This window comes from Caballeronia sp. Sq4a (assembly GCF_023170545.1).
Taxonomy (GTDB): domain Bacteria; phylum Pseudomonadota; class Gammaproteobacteria; order Burkholderiales; family Burkholderiaceae; genus Caballeronia.
Genome location: NZ_CP084250.1, coordinates 200098 through 220797 on the forward strand (window position 1 = coordinate 200098; position 20700 = coordinate 220797).

25 protein-coding genes are annotated in these 20700 nt (G+C 63.9%); 19 read left to right on the forward strand and 6 right to left on the reverse strand.

What is annotated here, in order from left to right; genetic code table 11:
• The first annotated feature begins 19 nt into the window (after positions 1-19).
• The 4 genes from gshB to ptsP all read left to right on the forward strand — a co-directional run bounded on the left by gshB (position 20) and on the right by ptsP (position 4017).
• On the forward strand, positions 20-976 hold the full coding sequence (gene gshB / locus LDZ24_RS00925; protein WP_248321002.1) for a glutathione synthase: 957 nt from the start codon (positions 20-22) through the stop codon (positions 974-976).
• Positions 977-1233: 257 nt separating this feature from the next.
• On the forward strand, positions 1234-1722 hold the full coding sequence (locus tag LDZ24_RS00930) for a PTS sugar transporter subunit IIA (protein ID WP_248321004.1): 489 nt from the start codon (positions 1234-1236) through the stop codon (positions 1720-1722).
• Positions 1723-1758: 36 nt separating this feature from the next.
• Positions 1759-2028, forward strand: a complete 270-nt coding sequence (locus tag LDZ24_RS00935; protein WP_159835102.1) for an HPr family phosphocarrier protein — start codon at positions 1759-1761, stop codon at positions 2026-2028.
• A 228-nt stretch (positions 2029-2256) separates the two neighbouring features.
• Entirely contained in the window at positions 2257-4017 is a 1761-nt protein-coding gene (gene ptsP / locus LDZ24_RS00940; protein WP_175939220.1) for a phosphoenolpyruvate--protein phosphotransferase, read from the forward strand.
• Positions 4018-4020: 3 nt separating this feature from the next.
• On the opposite strand, the gene LDZ24_RS00945 is transcribed toward ptsP, so the two are convergent.
• From LDZ24_RS00945 to gpmA, 3 genes are all read right to left on the reverse strand, one after another.
• Positions 4021-4776 (reverse strand): molybdopterin-synthase adenylyltransferase MoeB, encoded by a 756-nt coding sequence (locus LDZ24_RS00945; RefSeq protein ID WP_248321006.1) that lies wholly within the window; start codon positions 4774-4776, stop codon positions 4021-4023.
• Between the two features lie 64 nt (positions 4777-4840).
• On the reverse strand, positions 4841-6418 hold the full coding sequence (locus LDZ24_RS00950) for a S41 family peptidase (protein WP_248321007.1): 1578 nt from the start codon (positions 6416-6418) through the stop codon (positions 4841-4843).
• Positions 6419-6676: 258 nt separating this feature from the next.
• Positions 6677-7423: a 2,3-diphosphoglycerate-dependent phosphoglycerate mutase gene (gene gpmA, locus LDZ24_RS00955; protein ID WP_248321008.1), complete on the reverse strand. Its 747-nt coding sequence runs from the start codon at positions 7421-7423 to the stop codon at positions 6677-6679.
• 184 nt (positions 7424-7607) lie between these two features.
• Here gpmA and LDZ24_RS00960 point away from each other — a divergent pair, with 184 nt between their 5' ends.
• From LDZ24_RS00960 to LDZ24_RS00980, 5 genes are read left to right on the forward strand one after another with little or no spacing between them, the layout of a single operon-like run.
• Positions 7608-8033, forward strand: coding sequence for a rhodanese-like domain-containing protein (locus LDZ24_RS00960; RefSeq protein WP_248321010.1), 426 nt, complete (start codon positions 7608-7610; stop codon positions 8031-8033).
• Positions 8030-8290: a glutaredoxin 3 gene (gene grxC, locus LDZ24_RS00965; protein WP_248321012.1), complete on the forward strand. Its 261-nt coding sequence runs from the start codon at positions 8030-8032 to the stop codon at positions 8288-8290. Before LDZ24_RS00960 ends, grxC begins: the two co-directional genes overlap by 4 nt.
• A 57-nt stretch (positions 8291-8347) precedes the next feature.
• Positions 8348-8818 carry a protein-export chaperone SecB gene (secB, locus tag LDZ24_RS00970; protein WP_175939231.1) on the forward strand — a complete coding sequence of 157 codons (471 nt, stop codon included), beginning with the start codon at positions 8348-8350 and terminating at the stop codon, positions 8816-8818.
• 38 nt (positions 8819-8856) lie between these two features.
• On the forward strand, positions 8857-9855 hold the full coding sequence (locus LDZ24_RS00975; RefSeq protein WP_248321014.1) for an NAD(P)H-dependent glycerol-3-phosphate dehydrogenase: 999 nt from the start codon (positions 8857-8859) through the stop codon (positions 9853-9855).
• Between the two features lie 25 nt (positions 9856-9880).
• Positions 9881-10411 (forward strand): O-acetyl-ADP-ribose deacetylase, encoded by a 531-nt coding sequence (locus LDZ24_RS00980; RefSeq protein ID WP_248321016.1) that lies wholly within the window; start codon positions 9881-9883, stop codon positions 10409-10411.
• Here the strand turns inward: LDZ24_RS00980 and trmL are convergent.
• Both trmL and LDZ24_RS00990 read right to left on the reverse strand, forming a co-directional pair.
• Complete coding sequence (gene trmL / locus LDZ24_RS00985) at positions 10384-10854, reverse strand: tRNA (uridine(34)/cytosine(34)/5-carboxymethylaminomethyluridine(34)-2'-O)-methyltransferase TrmL (RefSeq protein WP_248321018.1); 471 nt, start codon at positions 10852-10854, stop codon at positions 10384-10386. The genes LDZ24_RS00980 and trmL overlap by 28 nt on opposite strands.
• 24 nt (positions 10855-10878) lie before the next feature.
• Complete coding sequence (locus tag LDZ24_RS00990) at positions 10879-11652, reverse strand: ComF family protein (RefSeq protein WP_248321020.1); 774 nt, start codon at positions 11650-11652, stop codon at positions 10879-10881.
• A 117-nt stretch (positions 11653-11769) separates the two neighbouring features.
• Between LDZ24_RS00990 and LDZ24_RS00995 the strand changes: the two genes are divergently transcribed.
• The 8 genes from LDZ24_RS00995 (at position 11770) to LDZ24_RS01030 (ending at position 18808) form a co-directional block, all read left to right on the forward strand.
• Complete coding sequence (locus tag LDZ24_RS00995; protein WP_248322238.1) at positions 11770-12750, forward strand: methyltransferase domain-containing protein; 981 nt, start codon at positions 11770-11772, stop codon at positions 12748-12750.
• Positions 12751-13019: 269 nt separating this feature from the next.
• Positions 13020-13496 (forward strand): DUF2244 domain-containing protein, encoded by a 477-nt coding sequence (locus tag LDZ24_RS01000; RefSeq protein WP_248321022.1) that lies wholly within the window; start codon positions 13020-13022, stop codon positions 13494-13496.
• A gap of 50 nt (positions 13497-13546) precedes the next feature.
• A complete protein-coding gene (coxB, locus tag LDZ24_RS01005; RefSeq protein ID WP_248321023.1) occupies positions 13547-15175 on the forward strand; it encodes a cytochrome c oxidase subunit II in 1629 nt (542 codons plus the stop codon).
• Between the two features lie 95 nt (positions 15176-15270).
• Positions 15271-16884, forward strand: coding sequence for a cytochrome c oxidase subunit I (gene ctaD / locus LDZ24_RS01010; RefSeq protein ID WP_175939245.1), 1614 nt, complete (start codon positions 15271-15273; stop codon positions 16882-16884).
• Between the two features lie 63 nt (positions 16885-16947).
• On the forward strand, positions 16948-17088 hold the full coding sequence (locus LDZ24_RS01015) for a cytochrome oxidase small assembly protein (protein ID WP_244847767.1): 141 nt from the start codon (positions 16948-16950) through the stop codon (positions 17086-17088).
• A gap of 52 nt (positions 17089-17140) precedes the next feature.
• Complete coding sequence (locus LDZ24_RS01020) at positions 17141-17662, forward strand: cytochrome c oxidase assembly protein (protein WP_248322239.1); 522 nt, start codon at positions 17141-17143, stop codon at positions 17660-17662.
• Positions 17663-17667: 5 nt separating this feature from the next.
• Entirely contained in the window at positions 17668-17871 is a 204-nt protein-coding gene (locus LDZ24_RS01025; protein ID WP_248321025.1) for a DUF2970 domain-containing protein, read from the forward strand.
• Positions 17872-17950: 79 nt separating this feature from the next.
• On the forward strand, positions 17951-18808 hold the full coding sequence (locus tag LDZ24_RS01030) for a cytochrome c oxidase subunit 3 (protein WP_175939252.1): 858 nt from the start codon (positions 17951-17953) through the stop codon (positions 18806-18808).
• A 129-nt stretch (positions 18809-18937) separates the two neighbouring features.
• Here LDZ24_RS01030 and LDZ24_RS01035 read toward each other — a convergent pair whose 3' ends face one another.
• Positions 18938-19147: a twin transmembrane helix small protein gene (locus tag LDZ24_RS01035; protein WP_035961831.1), complete on the reverse strand. Its 210-nt coding sequence runs from the start codon at positions 19145-19147 to the stop codon at positions 18938-18940.
• A gap of 130 nt (positions 19148-19277) precedes the next feature.
• Between LDZ24_RS01035 and LDZ24_RS01040 the strand changes: the two genes are divergently transcribed.
• The gene (locus LDZ24_RS01040) at positions 19278-20027 is read left to right on the forward strand and encodes an SURF1 family protein (RefSeq protein ID WP_248321027.1); all 750 of its coding nucleotides are present in this window, start codon (positions 19278-19280) and stop codon (positions 20025-20027) included.
• Positions 20028-20049: 22 nt separating this feature from the next.
• Entirely contained in the window at positions 20050-20688 is a 639-nt protein-coding gene (locus tag LDZ24_RS01045) for a cytochrome C oxidase subunit I (protein WP_248321028.1), read from the forward strand.
• Positions 20689-20700: the final 12 nt, after the last annotated feature.

The window sequence follows — 20700 nt, forward strand, 5'->3', positions numbered from 1 at the left end:
GTGAACCCAAGCGAAGACCATGGACATTCTTTTTATCGCCGACCCGCTCGATCACTTCAAGATCTACAAGGACACGACCTACGCGATGATGGCGGAAGCCGCGCGCCGCGGTCACGTGCTCTACGCGTGCGAGCCGCAGCATCTCGCGTGGACGGGCAGCGCGGTCGAGGCGAGCGTGCGCCGCGTCGAGATTGTCGGCGACGAAGCGGACAGCGGCCGCTCGCCGTGGTTTTCGGCGGCGGAGCCCGAGAATCTGCCGCTCGCGAAGTTCGGCGCGGTGCTCATGCGCAAGGACCCGCCGTTCGACCTCGAATACGTGAACGCGACGTGGCTGCTGGAAATCGCCGAGCGATCGGGCGCGCGCGTGTTCAACAAGCCGCAGGCCATCCGCGATCATTCGGAGAAGCTCGCCATTGCCGAATGGCCGCAATTCGTCGCGCCGACGCTCGTTACCCGTGACCCGGCGCGCTTGCGCGCATTTCACGCCGAGCACGGCGATGTCATTCTCAAGCCGCTCGACGGCATGGGTGGCATGGGCGTCTTTCGCGTGAAGGCGGACGGCATGAATCTCGGTTCGATCATCGAGATGCTGAGCGAGAACGGCGCGCGCATGGTGATGGCGCAGAAGTTCATCCCCGAAATTTCGGCGGGCGACAAGCGCATTCTAGTGATCGGCGGCGAGCCCGTGCCGTATTCGCTCGCGCGTATTCCTCAAGGCAGCGAAGTGCGCGGCAATCTCGCGGCGGGCGGGCTCGGCCGCGCGCAGCCGCTGACGACGCGCGACCGCGAGATCGCCGAAACGCTCGGTCCGGTGCTGAAGGCGCGCGGACTGCTGCTCGCCGGGCTCGACGCCATCGGCGACTATCTCACCGAAGTGAATGTGACGAGCCCCACGTGCTTCCGCGAGATCATGGATCAGACGGGCTTCGACGTGGCGGGGATGTTCATCGACGCGCTGGAGCGCGCAGTCGGCTGACGCCGCTCGCCGCATCCGCTCCGATGCATTTGGCGCACTGCAAAACGCGCGCTGCCAGCACTGTTACAATTGACTTCCCGACGGCTTGCGAACTGGGGCTGGAACAGCTTCTGCGAGCCGGTAAGACGGGAAGGCCGTCTGTGCCGCCGGTTGATTTCCCGACCGGCCGGATGCATATATGGCCTGTAACACGCGCCGCTCGCGCGTTTTCGAGCGATCTCTGACGTATTCGTCGCTACAGAGGTAGCAATCCCGACATGGCTGGCATTCTGATCATCGCGCACGCACCATTCGCCACCGCGCTTCGTGAGTGCGTCGCTCATATCTACGGCGGCTTGCCCGCGCGCATCGGCGTCATCGACGTGACCGCCGACTGCGATCCCGTCGAGGTCCGCGCATTCGCCCGCTCGGAAATCGACCGCCTGAAGGAAGACAACGGCGCGATCGTGCTCACCGACGTCTTCGGCGCGACGCCGGCCAACATCGCGGCGAGCCTCGCTGAAGCCGACGTGCGCGTGCTCGCGGGCGTCAATCTGCCGATGCTCGTGCGCGCCGTCTGCTATCGCGCCACGCCGCTCGACACGCTCACGGAAAAGATCCTGCAAGGCGGCTCGAAAGGCATCCAGGAGCTGGATTCGTCGACGCCGCTCAATCCCTGCGCGCTCGCAACGAAAGTGGCCGGCTCGCCGGATCCCGCCTGTTCCGCGAGCGCCGATCTCGCCGCCGCGAAAGCCGCGAGCCACTGACGCCGCTTCCCTCATCCACTCGCGTTTCGGAGCATCATGCAGCAACAAGAAACAACCATCGTGAACAAGCTCGGGCTGCACGCGCGGGCATCCGCGAAGCTCACGCAACTCGCCGGCAACTATCAGTCCGAAATCTGGATGAGCCGCAACGGCCGCCGCATCAACGCGAAGAGCATCATGGGCGTGATGATGCTGGCAGCGGGCATTGGCAGCACGGTGACGATCGAAACCGAAGGTCCGGATGAAGCAGAAGCCATGCAGGCGATACTCGGCCTGATCGCAGACAAGTTCGGAGAAGGGCAGTAAGCGCCTCATCGGAAACTGCATGCACGCAACGAAAAGCCGCGCATCGACGCGGCTTTTTTGCGTCTGCTCCATTCAGTGGCGCGGTAACGCGGCGCAATCGGCTCGCTGCCGCCGCGACAGGCCGTGCAGGGACTTTCGAATAGTTCGAACTTATAATTGCCTGTGCGGCCAAGCGCCCGCCGCGGGTCTGGGAGAAACGCGGATACATCACAACTAGAGGAGGTGCGCGTGTCCTTCACGCTGCATGGAATTCCCGTATCACGAGGCATCGCCATCGGGCGAGCGTATCTCATTGCGCCGGCCGCGCTCGACGTCGCTCATTATCTGATCGAGCCGGATCAAATCGACGCGGAGATCGCGCGTTTTCATGCGGCGCAGGCCGCCGTAGCCCAGGAACTTGAAGCACTGCGGGAAGACCTCGCCGCCGACGCGCCCACCGAAATGGGCGCGTTCATCGACGTCCACATGATGATCCTGAACGACGCCATGCTCGTGCAGGAAACTATCGACCTCATTCGCGCGCGCCGCTACAACGTCGAGTGGGCGCTCACCGAGCAACTCGAAATTCTAGGCAGCTTCTTCGACGACATCGAAGACGAATACCTGCGCGAGCGCAAAGCGGATATTCAGCAAGTGGTCGAACGCCTGCTGAAGGCGCTCGCGGGCGCGCCGACGGCGGCGTCGCTCGTCGTGCACACGGCCGCGAGCAACGGACACAACGAGATGATCGTGGTCGCGCACGATATCGCGCCGGCCGACATGCTTCAGTTCAAGACGCAGGCGTTCAAGGGCTTCGTGACCGATCTCGGCGGGCGCACGTCGCATACGGCGATCGTCGCGCGCAGCCTCGGCATTCCGGCGTCGGTCGGCGTGCAGCAGGCGAGCGTGCTGATTCGCCAGAACGATCTCATCATCGTGGATGGCGATCACGGCATCGTGATCGTCGATCCGGCGCCCATCGTTCTCGAAGAGTATTCGTATCGGCAAAGCGAAAAGCTGCTGGAGCAGCGCAAGCTCCAGCGCCTCAAGTTTTCGCCGACGCAGACGCTGTGCGGCACGAAGATCGAGCTATGCGCGAACATCGAATTGCCGGACGACGCGCAAGTGGCCGTCGACGCGGGCGCGATGGGCGTCGGCCTCTTTCGCACCGAGTTCCTGTTCATGAATCACAAGGACCGGCTGCCCGAAGAGGAAGAGCAGTTCGAGGCGTACAAGCGCGCGATCGAGCTGATGAACGGCAAGCCGGTGACGATCCGCACCATCGACGTGGGCGCGGACAAGCCGCTCGATTCGATGACCGGCGGCGACGGCTACGAAACCGCGCCGAACCCGGCGCTCGGCTTGCGCGCGATCCGCTGGAGCCTGTCCGAGCCGCAAATGTTCGTGACGCAGTTGCGCGCGATTCTGCGCGCGTCCGCGTTCGGCCCGACCAAGATTTTGATTCCGATGCTGGCGCACGCGCAGGAAATCGATCAGACGCTCGATTTGATCCGCGAAGCGAAGCGCCAGCTCGACGACGCGGGCATCGCCTATGACCGCAAGGTGCAGATCGGCGCGATGATCGAGATTCCGGCGGCGGCTATCGCGGTGCGGCTGTTCCTGAGCCGGCTGGATTTCCTGTCGATCGGCACGAACGATTTGATCCAGTACACACTCGCCATCGACCGCGCGGACAACTCCGTCGCGCATCTGTACGATCCGCTGCATCCGGCGGTGCTGCATCTGATTGCGCTGACCTTGCGCGAGGCGAAGCGCGCGGGCGTGCCGGTCTCGGTGTGCGGTGAAATGGCGGGCGATCCGGCCGTCACGCGCCTGCTTCTCGGACTGGGCCTGACTGAATTCTCGATGCATCCGAGCCAATTGCTCGTCGTGAAGCAGGAGATTTTGCGCTCGAATTTGAAGGCGCTGGAGAAGCCGGTTGCCGACGTGCTCGCGGCATACGAGCCGGCCGAGCTTCAGGCTGCGCTCGCGCGTTTGCAGAAAGCCTGAGCTTTAGAGATGACGCGTGCCGCAGACTGGGCAATCCGGCTGCCGCGCGATCTTCATCGTGTTCCATTCCATGCGCAGCGAGTCGAGCATCATCAGCCGGCCCGCGAGCGTTTCGCCGAAGCCGCCGATCACGCGCAGGGCTTCTGCCGCCTGCATCGCGCCGATGATGCCGACTGTCGGCGAAAAGACGCCCATCGTCGAGCATGCGACTTCCTCGAACGCCTGATCCGGCGGAAACACGCATGCGTAGCAGGGCGACGCCGGCGAGCGAAAGTCGAATGTGCTGATTTGTCCGTCGAAGCGCAACGCCGCGCCCGACACGAGCGGCACGCCATGCGCGACGCACGCGGCGTTGATCGCATGGCGCGTGGCAAAGTTGTCGCTGCAATCGAGCACGACGCTCGCGTGCGGCACGTTCGCGTCGAGCCAGGCGGCGTCGGCGCGCGCGTTGATTGCCTGGATCTCGATGTCCGGGTTCAGCGCGCGCAGCGTCTGTCGCGCGGATTCCACTTTCGGTTGCCCGACGGATTGCGTCGCATGGACGATTTGCCGTTGGAGGTTCGTGAGGTCGACGGTATCGGCATCGACGAGCGTCAGCTTGCCGACGCCCGCGGCGGCCAGATACATCGCCGCCGGCGCGCCGAGTCCGCCCGCGCCGACGATGATCGCGTGCGCATCGAGAAAACGCTGCTGCGCTTCGATGCCGATTTCATCGACGAGGATGTGGCGCGAATAGCGGAGGAGTTGGTCGTCGTTCATCGGCTTGGGGTGCTGCGCGAGCTTCGCGGCACTCACGCCGCGAAGCCCCAGACCAAGATTACTTCTACTGCTGGGCCGTAGGCGACGAAGCCGGCGCCGCGCCCGATGCCGGCGACGAACCCGGCGTTGCGGGCAATGCCGGCTGAGCCACCACCGGCGCCGATGCCGAACGCGCCGGCTTGTTCTGCGCGAGCTTGCGTTCGCTGAACGACTTCGACTCGACGACCGGCTTGCCTTCCAGCTTGTTCAGCGCTTGCTGGAGCATGAAGTCGTCGTTGCTGCCGAACTCCACCGGCTTGCGGTCGCGGTCCTTGCGGCGCTGTTCCGGCGTCTTCTTGTCGTTCTGCTCTTCCAGCAAACGAAGTTGATCCAGACGATCCTGCTCGCGCTGCTCCTGTTCCTTCTTCTCGTTCGGATCCTGCGTGTTCGCGAGGTGATTCGAATAGTCCACTTCGCGGGTCACGAGCGCGTCGTCCGGATCGCCGTCCGCGTATTGATCGACCGGCACGTCCGGGCGCACGCCCTGATTCTGGATCGACTTGCCGCTCGGCGTGTAGTAGTACGCCGTTGTCAGACGCAGCGCGGTGTCGGCGGTCATCGGACGAACCGTCTGCACCGAACCCTTGCCGAACGTCGTCTTGCCGACGATCAGCGCGCGATGATGATCCTGCAGCGCGCCCGCGACGATCTCCGAAGCGGAAGCCGAATACGCGTTGGTCAGCACGACCATCGGCACCTTCTTGAAGACGTCCGGCACGTTCTTCAGCGGATCGGAATCGAAGGACGGCAGGCGATAGTTGTCGTAGGTATCGCGGAACGTCTGCTTGGCGTCCGCGATTTGTCCATTCGTCGACACGACGACCGCGTTATCCGGCAGGAACGCGCCCGCCACGCCGACCGCGCTCTGCAGCAGGCCACCGCCGTTATTGCGCAGGTCGAGCACGAGACCCTTCAGGTTCGGCTGCTGGCGCGCGAGGTCTTGCAGCTTCGCCGCGAGATCCGGCACGGTGCGCTCCTGGAAGCTCGTGATGCGGATATAGCCATAACCCGGCTCCGGCACCTTCATCTTGACCGACTGCACGCGGATCAGCGCGCGCGTGACGGTGAGCGGGAACGTGCGGTCGTCGCTCTTGCGGAAGATGGTGAGCGTTACCTTCGTTCCCGGTTCGCCGCGCATTTGCTTCACGGCCTTGTCGAGCGTCATGCCGCGCACCGGCTTGTCGTTGATGCGCGTGATGAGGTCGCCCGGGCGGATGCCGGCGCGGAACGCGGGCGTGTCTTCGATCGGCGAGATGACCTTGATGAGCCCGTCTTCCGACGAAATCTCGATGCCCAAGCCCGCGAAGCGGCCCTTGGTCTGTTCCTGAAGCTCTTCGTAGTCCGTCTTGTCGAGATACGACGAGTGCGGATCGAGGCTCGACACCATGCCCTTGATCGCGGCGGTGAGCAGCTTCTTGTCGTCGACGGGCTCGACGTATTCGTGCTTGATTTGCCCGAACACTTCGGCGAAGAGCCGCAGTTGATCGAGCGGAAGCGGTGACGATGCGGCTTGCTGAGCGGACGCGGAAATCTGCAGGGTTGCGAGAGCGCCGACAGCAACGCCTGCGGCGATCAGGCTGAAGTTTTTCAGGTTCTTTCGCATAGAGGAGTGCGTGCGGAATCGAATGGGCTGCATCGTGGGTGACGGGCCAGTATACCCGCTCGCTTTCGAAGGCGACTTAAACGCAACTTAAATGCCCGGCGCCGCGCGCCGCGACAACTATCGCTCGCTGCGGGCGACGCACGCGCCTGTCGGCGGCGACGGCGCGCGGTCAGGCACGCGCCATCCGAGGCATTTGGATGCGAAACGGGCGTCGCCAGGCGACGCCCGCCAACGCCAACTTCGGCGCTGACGCGTGCTTTAGCCCGCCTTGCCCTGCTTCGCGACGGCAGCTTGCGCCGCAGCAATGGCGTCCGCGTCGCCGAGATAGTAGTGCTTGATCGGCTTCAGGTTTTCGTCGAGTTCATAGACGAGCGGCACGCCGTTCGGAATATTCAGCCCGACGATATCCGCATCGGAGATGTTGTCCAGATACTTCACGAGCGCGCGCATGGAGTTGCCGTGAGCGGCGATCAGCACCTGCTTGCCTGCCTTGATGGTTGGCGCGATGGACTCGTTCCACACCGGCAGCACGCGCGCGACGGTGTCTTTCAGGCACTCGGTCAGCGGCAGTTGCTCGCGCGGAACCTTGGCGTAACGCGGATCGTTGAAGGACGCTCGCTCGTCGCTCGGATCGAGCGCGGGCGGCGGCGTGTCGTAGCTGCGGCGCCAGATGAGAACCTGTTCGTCGCCGTATTTCTTCGCGGTCTCGGCCTTGTTGAGACCGGCAAGCGCGCCGTAGTGGCGCTCGTTCAGACGCCACGAATGGACGACCGGGATATACATCAGGTCCATTTCGTCCTGCACGTGCCACAGCGTGCGAATGGCGCGCTTGAGCACCGACGTGTACGCGATGTCGAACGTGTAGCCGGCCTCGCGCAACAGCACGCCTGCCTGACGCGCCTCGCGGTTGCCCTGTTCGGTGAGATCCACGTCGACCCAGCCGGTAAACCGGTTTTCCTTGTTCCACGTCGATTCGCCGTGGCGGATGAGCACTAGCTTGTACATGTTTGATAGGTCGGTCAGTTGAGAAATCGGGTGCCCGATCGCACTCCGCCATCCTGCCCTCACGCGTGGAGTGCCGCCATCGGCCGGATGGCCAGGGCCATCGCGGGAAAGGGATATTTTATAATGCTCGGATTGCCCTCATTTCTCTTTCTCCCTTCTCCACTATCTTTCGGCGGCCCTAGACGTGAAGTTCTTCACCGATTACTCGAATATTGCACTCATCGTCATTGCGCTGGTTTCCGGCGCGCTGCTGCTCTGGCCGGCCATCACGCGACGCGGTCGCGGCGGCGTTTCCGCCGCGGAAGCCACCACGCTCATCAACCGTCGCAACGCCGTCGTCGTGGACTTGCGGCCGGCTGCGGAGTTCGCGAAGGGACATTTGCCGTCCGCCCGAAACATCGAGGCGTCGGAGCTTCAAGCAAAAATCGGCCAGATCGCGAAGAATAAGAGCAATCCGGTCGTGCTTGTCTGCCAGACCGGTCAACAGTCGCAGCGTGCCAGCCGCGCCGTCTCGGAAGCCGGCTACGCTGAGGTCCACGTCTTGCAAGGCGGGGTTGATGCCTGGCAGAAGGCAGGAATGCCGGTCGTGAAACAAGGAGCCGTCAAGTGAAAAAAGTCGTCATGTACAGCACGCAAGTGTGCCCGTATTGCCAGATGGCCGAACGTCTTTTAAAGTCCCGCGGGGTCGAAACCATCGAGAAGGTGCTGATCGACCGTGAGCCGGGGCGCCGCGAGGAGATGATGCAGCGCACCGGGCGCCGCACCGTGCCGCAGGTTTATATCGGCGACACGCACGTCGGCGGTTACGACGATCTTTCGGCGCTCGACCGCAAGGGTGATCTCGTGCCGCTGCTCGAGTCGGCCTGACATCACCACACGCTGCCCGGCCACGCGCTGGGCAACCGATTTACCTAGGAAATCACTATGTCCGACGAGAACAACCAGCCGTTTTTCAACATCCAGCGCATTTACCTGAAGGATATGTCGCTCGAGCAGCCGAACTCGCCCGCCATTTTCCTCGAACAGGAAATGCCGTCGGTTGAGGTCGAAGTCGACGTGAAGGCCGACCGTCTCGCGGAAAGCGTCTTCGAAGTGCTGGTCACGGGCACGGTCACGGCGAAGGTCGCCGACAAGGTCGCGTTCCTGATCGAAGCGAAGCAAGCCGGCATCTTCGACATCCGCAACATTCCGGCCGAGCAGATCGATCCGCTCGTCGGCATTGCGTGTCCGACCATTCTGTTCCCGTATCTGCGCTCGAACATCGCCGACGCGATCACGCGCGCAGGCTTCCCGCCGATCCACCTGGCGGAAATCAACTTCCAGGCGCTGTACGAACAGCGCATCGCCCAGCTCGCGAGCGCGCAGGAAGGCGCGGCGAACGGCGCGACGCACTGAGCGTCACCCGCACTGACTCTGCCGAACCGGAGCCGAGCATGAAAGTAGCCGTTCTCGGCGCCGGCGCGTGGGGCACCGCGCTGGCGGGCCACCTCGCGACGCGGCACGACACCCTGCTATGGGCGCGCGACGCCGCGCTCATCGAATCTCTCTCTTCCTCGCACGAAAACACGCGCTATCTGGCAGGCGTTGCGTTGCCGCGCGCGCTTTCTTTCGAGGCGAATCTTGACGTCGCGCTCGCGCATGCCGCCGCGCTTGATGCGCTCTGCGTCGTCGCCACGCCCGTCGCGGGTCTGCGCGCGCTGTGTCGTGCGATGCGGCAGGCGGGCATCGTTCCCGCGCATATCGTCTGGCTGTGCAAAGGCTTCGAGGCGGACACGCAATGTCTGCCGAACGAGGTCGTCGCGGCGGAGCTGCCCGAGCATCGCAGCAACGGCACGCTTTCGGGGCCGAGCTTCGCGCGGGAAGTGGGGCGCGGCCTGCCGGTCGCGTTGACGGTGGCGAGCGCATCGGCGCAACTGTGCGCGCAGACCGTCGCCGCGTTTCATCACGGCGCCATGCGCATCTATACGGGCGACGACGTGATCGGCGTCGAAGTGGGCGGCGCGGTGAAGAACGTGCTGGCGATCGCCACCGGCATCTCCGATGGCCTCGGCCTCGGCCTGAACGCCCGCGCGGCGCTCATCACGCGCGGGCTCGCGGAAATGTCGCGGCTCGGCGTGGCGCTCGGCGGGCGTGCGGAGACGTTCACCGGCCTCACGGGTCTGGGCGATCTGATTCTGACCGCCACCGGCGACCTGTCGCGCAACCGTACGGTCGGCGTGCAACTGGCGTCCGGCCGCACGCTCGACGAAGTTCTCGCCGCGCTCGGTCATGTGGCCGAAGGCGTGCGCTGCGCCCGCGCGGTGTTGTCGCTCGCGCAGTCGCGCGGAATCGACATGCCGATCACCCACGCGGTATGCCGCGTGCTCTTCGAGAACGTCGCGCCGCGCGACGCGGTGCAGGCGCTGCTCAGCCGCGATTCGAAGGCGGAATAGCGCGACGTTTCTCTCGGAGACGCGCATGGCGAAGCTCGAAGCCGTTCTCGCCGACATCACCACGCTCCACGTCGATGCCATCGTCAACGCGGCGAACAAATCGCTGCTCGGTGGCGGCGGCGTCGATGGCGCGATTCATCGCAAGGCCGGCAAAGGTCTCTTGCGGGAGTGCGAAACGCTCGGCGGCTGCGAAACAGGCGACGCCAGGCTCACCGGCGCCTACGATCTTCCCGCCAAGTACGTGATTCACGCCGTCGGTCCGCGCTGGAGCGGCGGCAAACGCAACGAGGCGCAACTGCTCGCGAACTGCTACCGGCGTTCGCTCGAACTCGCCGGCGATGCGCGCTGCGCGTCCATCGCGTTTCCGGCCATTAGCTGCGGCATCTATCGCTTTCCTGTCGAGGACGCGGTGAAGATCGCCGTGTCGACGGTCATCGAGACGTTGCCGCTCGCGCCTTCGATCGAACACGTCGTCTTCGCCTGCTTCAGCGACGACCTGCTCGCGCTCTATCGCGCCGAACTCGACGCTCACGCGCCGCCCTCGAAGCCCGACTGACGCCACGCTTCGAAAGTCACGATCGCCACCGTGTTCGACAGATTCAGACTGCGATTGCCCGGACGCATCGGCAGCCGCACGCGCTGCTCCGTCGGAAAGCGTTCGAGCAATTCCGCCGAAAGGCCACGCGTCTCCGCGCCGAACACGAACCAGTCGCCGGGCTTGAACGCATGATCGAAGAACGGCGTCGAGCCGCGCGTCGTGAAGGCGAACATGCGCGTGACGTCGGGCGATTCCTTCGCAATGAACGCATCCCAGTTCGCGTGGACGTTCATTTCGGCGTACTCGTGATAGTCGAGACCGGCGCGGCGCATCTTGGCGTCGTCGAGCGGAAAGCCGAGCGGCTCGATCAGATGCAGCCGCGCGCCCGTGTTCGCGCACAGGCGGATGACGTTGCCGGTGTTCGGCGGGATTTCAGGTTCGACCAGTACGACGTTGAACATGGATGGCAGTGCTTGGCTACGGGGTTAGTCTTTCGGGGTGCGCAGCGCGACGAAGTTCGTCACGCGCCGCGCGCCTGCGAGCTTGAGCGTGCGGGCGAGGGCATCGAGCGTGGCGCCCGATGTCATCACGTCGTCCACGACGCCGATATGTTCGCCGCGAACATCGCCCTCGACGACGAATGCGGACGCTACATTGCGCCTGCGCCTGTCGGCATCCAGCCGCGACTGCTGCGCGGTGTGGACGGTGCGCGCGACGAGCATCGGATCTGCCGGCACGCATAGGCGCTTGGCGAGCGGACGCGCGATTTCCCACGCCTGGTTGTAACCGCGCTCGACGAGCCGCTTGCGCGAAAGCGGCACGGGCACGATCACGTCGGGCGTCGGCAGGCCGCTCTCTTCGAAGATCGCGTGCAAGTGCCGCGCGAACTCCGCGCCCGCCGGGAGACGCACGCGGAACTTCAATTCGACCGCCAGTGTATCGAGCGGCGCGCGATAGTCGGCGATGGCGAGCGTGTCGTGGAACGCGGGCGGATTCTCGAGGCACTCGGCGCAGTGCGCGCGCGTGTCATCGCGATCGCGTCGCAGATAGGAAGGCGCGAGCGGCATCGCGCAGGTCGCGCATCGGAAACGCGGCTCGTTCCAGTACTGCTCGTCGCAGCCGGCGCACAGCAATTGCTGCGACACATTGCCGCATAACGCGCACTGGTTGGGCAGCGCGAGTTGGAACGCGCGCTTCGCGAAGGCAGCAAAGGCGAAGGCGCGCGCCGAAGACGGCAGCAAATCGCGGAAGACGTACATGGCTTAAAGCGCGTGAGGCGGGCTCGGGTGATCGGTTGCAACGGCACGCGCGAAGGCTGCGCCGGGCCTATTTCAAGACGACCGAGTATACTTCGCACTCTTCGCGAACAGATCGTCATGTCCCCAACGTCTCCCAGAACTGGCCGACCGGCCTATGATCCGCGCCGTTTGCGCGAGATCTTCGACCGTCGCGCCGCCGCTTTCGACGACGTCGCGTTCCTGCCGCGCGAGATCGCGGACCGCATGCGCGAGCGTCTCGAATACATCAAGGTGGCGCCGGCGCGCGTCCTCGATGCGGCCTGCGGCGCGGGCGCGGACCTGCCGCGCTTGCGTGAGCGGTTCCCGGAGGCGTCCGTGCTGGGCGTCGATATCTCCTCCGGCATGCTCGCGCGCGCGCTCGCGGCCGAGACCGCGGAAGCCGAAAGCGGCGCGGGCTGGCGGCGCTTGTTGCCGGCGACGCTCGCCAAAGCGTTCGGCGCGCGCGGTCCGCAACTCGCGCAGGCCGACTTCTCGGCCTTGCCGTTCGCGTCCGCTGCATTCGAATTGCTCTGGTCAAACCTCGCGCTGCACTGGCATTCGCGGCCGGATCTCGTGTTTCCGGAATGGCAGCGCGTGCTCAAAGTCAACGGCTTGTTGATGTTCAGCACCTTCGGGCCGGACACGCTCCGCGAACTTGCCGCGGCCTATCGCGAAGCCGAACGCACGCTCGGCCTCTCGCCGATGCCGCACACCATCGACTTCGTGGATATGCACGATCTGGGCGACATGCTCGTCGAGAGCGGCTTCGAAATTCCGGTGATGGATCAGGAAGTGCTGACGATCACCTACCGCTCGCCCGAATCGCTGCTCGCGGATGTCACGCGCTGGGGCGCTTATCCGTTCGAGCGTGAAGCCGCGAGCGGCCGCGCAGACGCCAAAGCCTTGCGCCGCGCGGTGCACGAGGCGCTCGAAGCGCTACGCCGCGACGACGGCACGATCCCGCTCACGTTCGAAGTGATCTATGGTCACGCGTGGAAAGCGGTGCCGCGAACGACGGCGGAAGGACATGGAATCGTGCGGCTGGAAGACATCGGACGCGGTCCGAAAAGGAATCGCTAGCGCGTCGGAAGGGAGTTCGGGAGGCGGATTGGCGAGGCGGTAAAGAGGGTGCGTGTTATGTCATAAATTTGCGCGCGAAGGACACGCCAAAAGGTGCGTCAATTCGGCGCAGAGGCTTGTGCCGTCTGGCTTTGCGACGTTTGCGCCCTTGCTTGTGGATGCCACCCAACCCGCCTATAATGCGTCAGTTTGTCGCCTGAACTGACACAAATTTGGGCAAAATCCGAGCAAAAGTATGTGGTTGCGTGTGCGGATGGATGGAGGCAGCGATGCAGGTCAGCCAGACGCTGACGGAGTCCGAGCCGGTCATCAAAGACTGGCTGATGAAACGCAACTGCTCGGTGTCGCCGCGTCAGTTCGTGGGCTTTTATGTGTCGCTGGCGCTCTTCTCTCTTGCCGTCGCGACGCCGCTTTTTCTGAACGGCGCCTGGCTGGTGCTGCCGTTCACCGGAGTCGAGTTGACGGTCGTGACGGTCGCGTTCCTGATTCATGCGCGACACGCCGTCGATTACGAACGAATCCGGCTGTTTGAGAACCGGTTGTTGATCGAACAGATGAACGCCGAAGAATTAACGCGCTTCGAGTTCAATCCGCGCTGGGTGCGGGTCGAAACGGGCGCGACGCCGAGGGAACCGCTCACGATCGTATCGCGCGGCCAGTCGGTGAAAGTCGGACAACACCTTGCACAGCATCGTCGCAAACAATTTGCTGCCGAACTGCAGGCGTCACTGAGGCGCCTTGCTTGAGGAGGAACCGGGTGTGGCAGGCGCGATGCGCAACGGGGTCGAGGGTTTGAATGGAAATTTTGGGTAAGGATGCTATGAAAACAATCAAGCGAGCCCTCTCGGGCGTGCTGGCGGCGGGCGCACTGCTCAATGCCGGCGTAGCCCTGGCGGTCAACGACAGTCCTGGCGGTCCCGCTGTGAATGAGATCAATTTCCAGCAGCCAGTGACGAAGATCGCCGAGGAGCTCTACGGCCTCCATATCTTCATGCTCATCATCTGTACCGTCATCTTCATCGGCGTGTTCGGGGTGATGTTCTATTCGGTCGTCAAGCATCGCAAGTCCAAGGGTTTCAAGCCCGCGCACTTCCATGAAAGCACCACGGTCGAAATCATCTGGACGATCGTGCCGTTCATCATCGTCATTCTGATGGCGCTGCCGGCCACCAAGGCCGTCGTCGCGATGAAGGACACCACCAACGCCGATCTGACCGTGAAGGTCACGGGCTACCAGTGGAAGTGGGGCTACGACTACGTGAAGGGTCCGGGCGAAGGCATCAGCTTCCTCTCGACGCTCTCCACGCCGCGCAGCCAGGTCAACGGCCAGACGCCGATTTCCGATACGTATCTGCAGGAAGTCGATAACCCGCTCGTCGTGCCGGTCGACAAGAAGATCCGCATCATCACCACCGCGAACGACGTCGTTCACTCGTGGTACGTGCCGGCGTTCGGCGTGAAGCAGGACGCGATTCCCGGCTTCGTGCGCGACACGTGGTTCAAGGCGGAGAAGGTCGGCACGTATCGCGGCTTCTGCACGGAACTGTGCGGCAAGGAGCACGCGTACATGCCGGTCGTCGTGGAAGTGCTGTCCACCGACGACTACGCGAAGTGGGTCGACACGCAGAAGAAGAAAATGGCTTCTTCCGCCGACGATCCCAACAAGACCTACACGATGGATGAGCTGAAGACGCGCGGCGCGCAGATCTACGCGTCGAACTGCGCGGTCTGCCACCAGCCGACCGGCAAGGGCGCGGGCCAGTTCCCGGCGCTCGACGGCAGCAAGGTGGCGAACGGTCCGATCGCCGGTCACGTGAATATCGTGCTGCACGGCAAGGGCGCGATGCCGCCGTGGCAGACGACGCTCAACGACGTCGAGATCGCATCGGTCATCACGTACGAGCGCAACACGTGGGGCAACCACACCGGCGACGTTCTGCAGCCGAAGCAGGTCGCGGACGCGCGCAACGGCAAGATGCCCGAAGGCGGCGATCACACGGCGGCGGCAGGCGGCGAACCGGCTTCGGGCGCGGCGGCGAGCGGCGCGGCGGAAGCCAGCGCGCCGGCTGCGGCGTCCGGCGAACAGTCGGCGCAAGCAGCGCAGGCCGGCGCGCTGCCGGCCAGCATCTACTTCGAAACGGGCAAGAGCGATCTGCCCGCCGACGCAAACAACGCAGTGCAGGCTGCCGCCGCTTACGTGAAGGCGCATCCGGACGCGAAGATCGCGCTTTCCGGCTTCACGGATGCAACCGGCGGCGCCGACCTCAACGCGGACCTCGCCAAGAAGCGCGCGCAAGCCGTTCGCGACGCGCTGAAGGCGGCCGGTGTCTCGGAAGAACGCATCGTGTTGAAGAAGCCCGAGTCGGTCACGGGCGGCACGGATGCGAAAGAAGCACGCCGCGTGGAAATCAGTCCGGCTGCTTGACATGCTTCGCGTGCGCTTCTCCTTCGCTCAAGGCAACGGAGAAGCACGCGGGCAACGCCAAGTGCCTCGAGTATTCGCTTTAGGAGATGATTGTCATGTCTAGCATCGGACACGATGTAGTCGCGGGTCACGACCACGCGCACGACGACCATGCGCACGAAACGCCGCATGGTTGGCGCCGGTGGCTTTTCGCCACTAACCACAAGGACATCGGTACCTTGTATCTGCTGTTCTCGTTCATCATGTTCCTCTCCGGGGGCGTGATGGCGCTCGGCATTCGCGCCGAGCTGTTCGAACCGGGCCTGCAGATCATGCGCCCCGAGTTCTTCAACCAGCTGACCACCATGCACGGCCTCATCATGGTGTTCGGCGCGATCATGCCGGCGTTCGTCGGCTTCGCGAACTGGATGGTGCCGCTGCAGATCGGCGCATCGGACATGGCGTTCGCGCGCATGAACAACTTCAGCTTCTGGCTGCTGCCGGTCGCGGCCGTGCTGCTCGTCGGCTCGTTCTTCGTGCCGGGCGGCGCAACCGCCGCGGGCTGGACGCTGTACGCGCCGCTCTCGACGCAGATGGGCCCCGGCATGGACTTCGCGATTTTCGCGGTCCACATCATGGGCGCGTCGTCGATCATGGGCGGCATCAACATCGTCGTGACGATCCTGAACATGCGCGCGCCGGGCATGACGCTCATGAAGATGCCGATGTTCGCGTGGACGTGGCTGATCACCGCGTATCTGCTGATCGCCGTGATGCCGGTTCTGGCAGGCGCCATCACGATGGTGCTGTTCGACCGTCACTTCGGCACGTCGTTCTTCAACGCCGCGGGCGGCGGCGATCCGGTCATGTACCAGCACATTTTCTGGTTCTTCGGCCACCCCGAGGTGTACATCATGATCTTGCCGGCGTTCGGGATCGTGTCGCAGGTGATCCCGGCGTTCTCGCGCAAGCCGCTCTTCGGCTATAGCTCGATGGTGTACGCCACCGCGTCGATCGCGATTCTCTCGTTCATGGTCTGGGCGCACCACATGTTCGCCACCGGCATGCCGGTGACGGGCCAGCTCTTCTTCATGTACGCGACGATGCTGATCGCCGTGCCGACGGGCGTGAAGGTGTTCAACTGGGTCGCGACGATGTGGCGCGGCGCGCTGACGTTCGAAACGCCGATGCTCTTCGCGATCGGCTTCCTGTTCGTGTTCACGATGGGCGGCTTCACGGGCCTGATCCTTTCGATGGCCCCGCTCGACATCCAGATGCACGGCACGTACTACGTGGTCGCGCACTTCCACTACGTGCTGGTGGCCGGTTCGCTCTTCGCGCTGTTCGCGGGCTGGTACTACTGGTCGCCGAAGTGGACCGGCTGGATGTACAACGAAATGCGCGGGAAGATTCACTTCTGGGCGTCGATGATCTTCTTCAACATCACGTTCTTCCCGATGCACTTCCTGGGTCTCGCGGGCATGCCGCGCCGCTATGCGGACTACCCGGCGCAGTTCACGGACTTCAACCAGATCGCGACCATCGGCGCGTTCGGTTTCGGTCTCGCGCAGGTGTACTTCCTGTTCGCGGTCGCGCTGCCGACGTATCGCGGCGGCGGCGAGCATGAAAAGGCCAGCGACAAGCCGTGGGATGGCGCGGAAGGTCTCGAATGGACCGTGCCGAGCCCGGCGCCGTTCCATACGTTCGAGAATCCGCCGACCGTCGAATAAGTCGTCTCTCCGTTCTGTGAGGCTTCCGCGCGAAGCCTCACAGACTCCCCGAGCAAGAAACGCATGGCCCCGAATCCACAAAAAAGACGCTCCCGCGAGGACATCCGCGCGGGCAACAAGCGGCTCGGTCTCATCATGGTGCTGATCGCCGCCGTCTTTTTTCTGGGTATCGTCGTCAGGCAATACCTGTTGTCGCGAGGCTAACGTGTCCACTCAGCAGGAAGATTCTCATATCGACCGCTCGTTCAACCGGTCGATGCTGCTCAAGCTGTTCGTCGTCGCGGCGATGATGTTCGGCTTCGGCTTCGCGCTCGTGCCGATGTACCGCGCGATCTGCCAGATCACGGGCATCAACAATCTCGTGCAGCGCGATGTCGGCGCGCGTGAGGCGAAGAACACGCAGGTCGACGCGAGCCGCACCGTGTCCATCGAATTCGATGCGAACGCGCGCGGGCCGCTGCAGTTCAAGCCGGAGCAGTCGAATCTCGACATTCACCCCGGCGAAGTGATGACGGTGATGTATCAGGTGACGAACGAGCAGGGGCGCACGGTGAAGGCGCAGGCCATTCCGAGCTACGCGCCGAAGCAGGCCACCGAGTATTTCAAGAAGATCGAATGCTTCTGTTTCACCCAGCAGACGCTCGCGCCGAACGAGACGAAGCGCATGCCGGTGGTGTTCGTCGTCGATCCGAAGCTGCCGAAGGACGTGAAGACGATCACGCTGTCGTACACGTTCTTCGAACTCGACGCGCCGAAAACGGCGGCCAAGGGAACGTGAACATCATGAGCGGACAGACGCAGAAGAGCGGCGGGTTCGTGAAGCTGGTGAAGGCCGTGTTCTGGTCGTTCTTCGGCGTGCGGCGGCGGGCCGACCTGGAAAACGACGCCGCGCAGCTTAATCCGCTGCATCTGATCGCGGCTGGCGTGATTGGTGCTGCGCTTTTCATCGTGGTGCTGCTGGTGATCGTGCGCGCGGTGGTTCGGTAGGGCAACCCAAAGCGCACTCGCGCCGAACGGCGCTGCGGCAAAATAATTCAAGCAACTGGATCGAAGTGGAGAATCAACGATGAGCGGTCAAAACGAGAGCCCGTACTATTTCGTGCCGCATCCGTCACGGCATCCGATCATGGCTGCGTGCGGCTTGCTGGTAATGCTGTCGTCGCTGGCGGCGTGGGTCAACGGGCATTCCTTGGCGCCGTTCGGCACGCTGCTCGGCCTGCTGTTTTTGCTGTTCGTGCTGTGGCACTGGTTCGGCGACGCGATCTCCGAATCCGAAGGCGGCATGTACGGCAAGCGCGTGGATGTGTCGTACCGCTGGAGCATGAGCTGGTTCATCTTCTCCGAAGTCATGTTCTTCGGCGCGTTCTTCGGCGCGCTGTTTTACGCGCGCGCCATCGCGCTGCACGAACTGGGCAGTCTCGACTACAAGCTGATCTGGCCGGACTTCTCCGCCGTGTGGCCGAACAACGGTCCCGCCGCGCTCGTTCCGCATTTCCGCGCGATGGTGCCGTGGCCTCTGCCGACCATCAACACGGCGCTGCTGCTTTCGTCCGGCGCGACGCTCACGGTGGCGCACCACGCGCTGCGTGAAGATCATCGCAAGAAGGCGATCGGCTGGCTCGCAGCGACCGTGCTCCTCGGCGTCATCTTCCTGTTCTGCCAGGGCTACGAGTACTTCCACGCGTACAACGAACTGAACCTGACGCTCGCATCCGGCGTGTACGGCTCGACGTTCTTCCTGCTCACGGGCTTCCACGGCTTCCACGTGTTCCTGGGCGGCACGATGCTGGCTGTGGTGATGGTCCGGCTGATTCGCGGGCACTTCACGCCGGAGCATCACTTCGCATTTGAAGGCGCCGCGTGGTACTGGCACTTCGTCGACGTCGTGTGGCTCGGGTTGTACGTCGTCGTCTACTGGCTGTAACTGCGCTTCTCCGCGGGCTTTTAGGCCCGCCGCGCAAGCACGCCGCCCTGACGTTCGAGGGCGGCGTTTTGTTTTGTTTCGCGACGTGCCGCGACAATACGCCTCGTTCTTGCGAACCTTCGCGGCGGGTTATCGTCCGAGGGGAATGCCCGTCGACTGAATCCAGCCCATCCAGTGAGCGAACAGGATGAACAGGAAGAGCGAAATGGACAGCCCGACGCGCATGGCGAGCGACCACACCATCCGCTTGGTCTTGCCGCGGTCGGTCATCATGAAGTACAGCGCCGAACCGAGGCTGCCGAGAATGAGGATGAAAGCGATGGCGACGATAATGTGCATAAACCAGCCGGCAAAGTTGCTCAACTCGCCCGGATAACGCATCGAGCAGTATGGAAACGAGTCATCTCATTATCTCACTCGACGGATCGCGCCGCGCGGCGGCGCGCGCCGTCGCGCGGCGGCTGCGGTCATGAAGATCCGCTTCTGGCCCACGCTCCTCATCTTGATCGTCGTTGCCGTGACGGTGCGCCTCGGATTCTGGCAGCGCGACCGCGCGCATCAGAAAGAGGCGCTCAGCGCGCGCATCACGGCCTTCGCGAATGCGCCGGCCACGCGCGTGGGCGTCGATCCGATTCCGCTGCAATCCGTCGAATTCCACCGGATGCAGGCGCGCGGCGAGTTCATGCCGGAGCGCGTCGTCTATCTCGATAATCGTCCGTATAACGACCAGCCGGGCTTTTATGTCGTGATGCCGCTTAAACTCGAGGGCGGCGGCTACGTGCTCGTCAATCGCGGATGGCTGCCGCGCAATCTGGCTGATCGCACGGGCATCGAGCCGTACGAGACGCCGAAAGGCACCGTCGAAGTCGAAGGCATTGCCCGCGCCAATCCGTCGCAGGCGTTCGAACTGGGAACGGGCGGATCGGCGGGGCATCAGCAGATTCGCCAGAATCTCAGCATTCCGGCCTATGCCGCCGAAACCGGGCTCGCGTTTCAGCCGTTCGTGATCCAGCAGACGAACGACACGCACGACCGGCTCGTGCGCGACTGGCCCGCGCCGACGATGGGCGTCGAGCGCAATTACGGCTACATGCTCCAGTGGTGGGGCATGGCCGCCGCCGCCGTGGGCTTCGGGCTGTACGCCGCCCGCCGCGCCGCGAAGAAAGACGACACGCGTCTCGTAGACGACCCGGACGACGAAGCCGCCGGCCACGCGTGACCCAACTCTCACCGAATTCTTGATGCCATCTCAACGTCCCACGACTGCCGACAAGCCCCGCACGCCCACGAGAGGATCGTGGACCAGCGGGCGCTGGATGCTCGTGCTGCTCGCGCTCGTCTGCGCGGCGCCGGTCATCGCTTCCTATCTCATGTACTACGTGTTCAAGCCGGCGGGCGGCACGTCGAGCTACGGCGCGTTGATCGACCCGCAGCGGCCGATTCCGGCGCAACTCGTCGTGACGGACGAGAAAGGGCAGGCCATGCCGCTCAAGTCACTCGAAGGCAAGTGGCTGATGATCACCGTCAACGGCAGCGCTTGCGACGAGCAATGCGTCACGCGCCTCTATTACATGCGGCAAGTGCGCGTGCTGCAATCGGCGGAACGCGACCGCGTGGTGAACGTCTGGCTGCGCACGGATGACAAGCCCGTGGCCGATGTCATCAAGACGGCGTATCCGCAGCCGGACACGCGCATGCTGATCGCCGATCCGCGCGCGGTCGCGGACTGGCTGCCGGTCGCTGACGGCACGAAGGTGACGGACCACATCTATCTGGTGGATCCGAACGGCAATCTGATGATGCGCTTCCCGAAGAATCCCGATCCCAAGAAGATCAACGCGGATCTGGCGAAGCTGCTGAAGTGGTCGCGGATCGGCTAACACGCGGGTAGA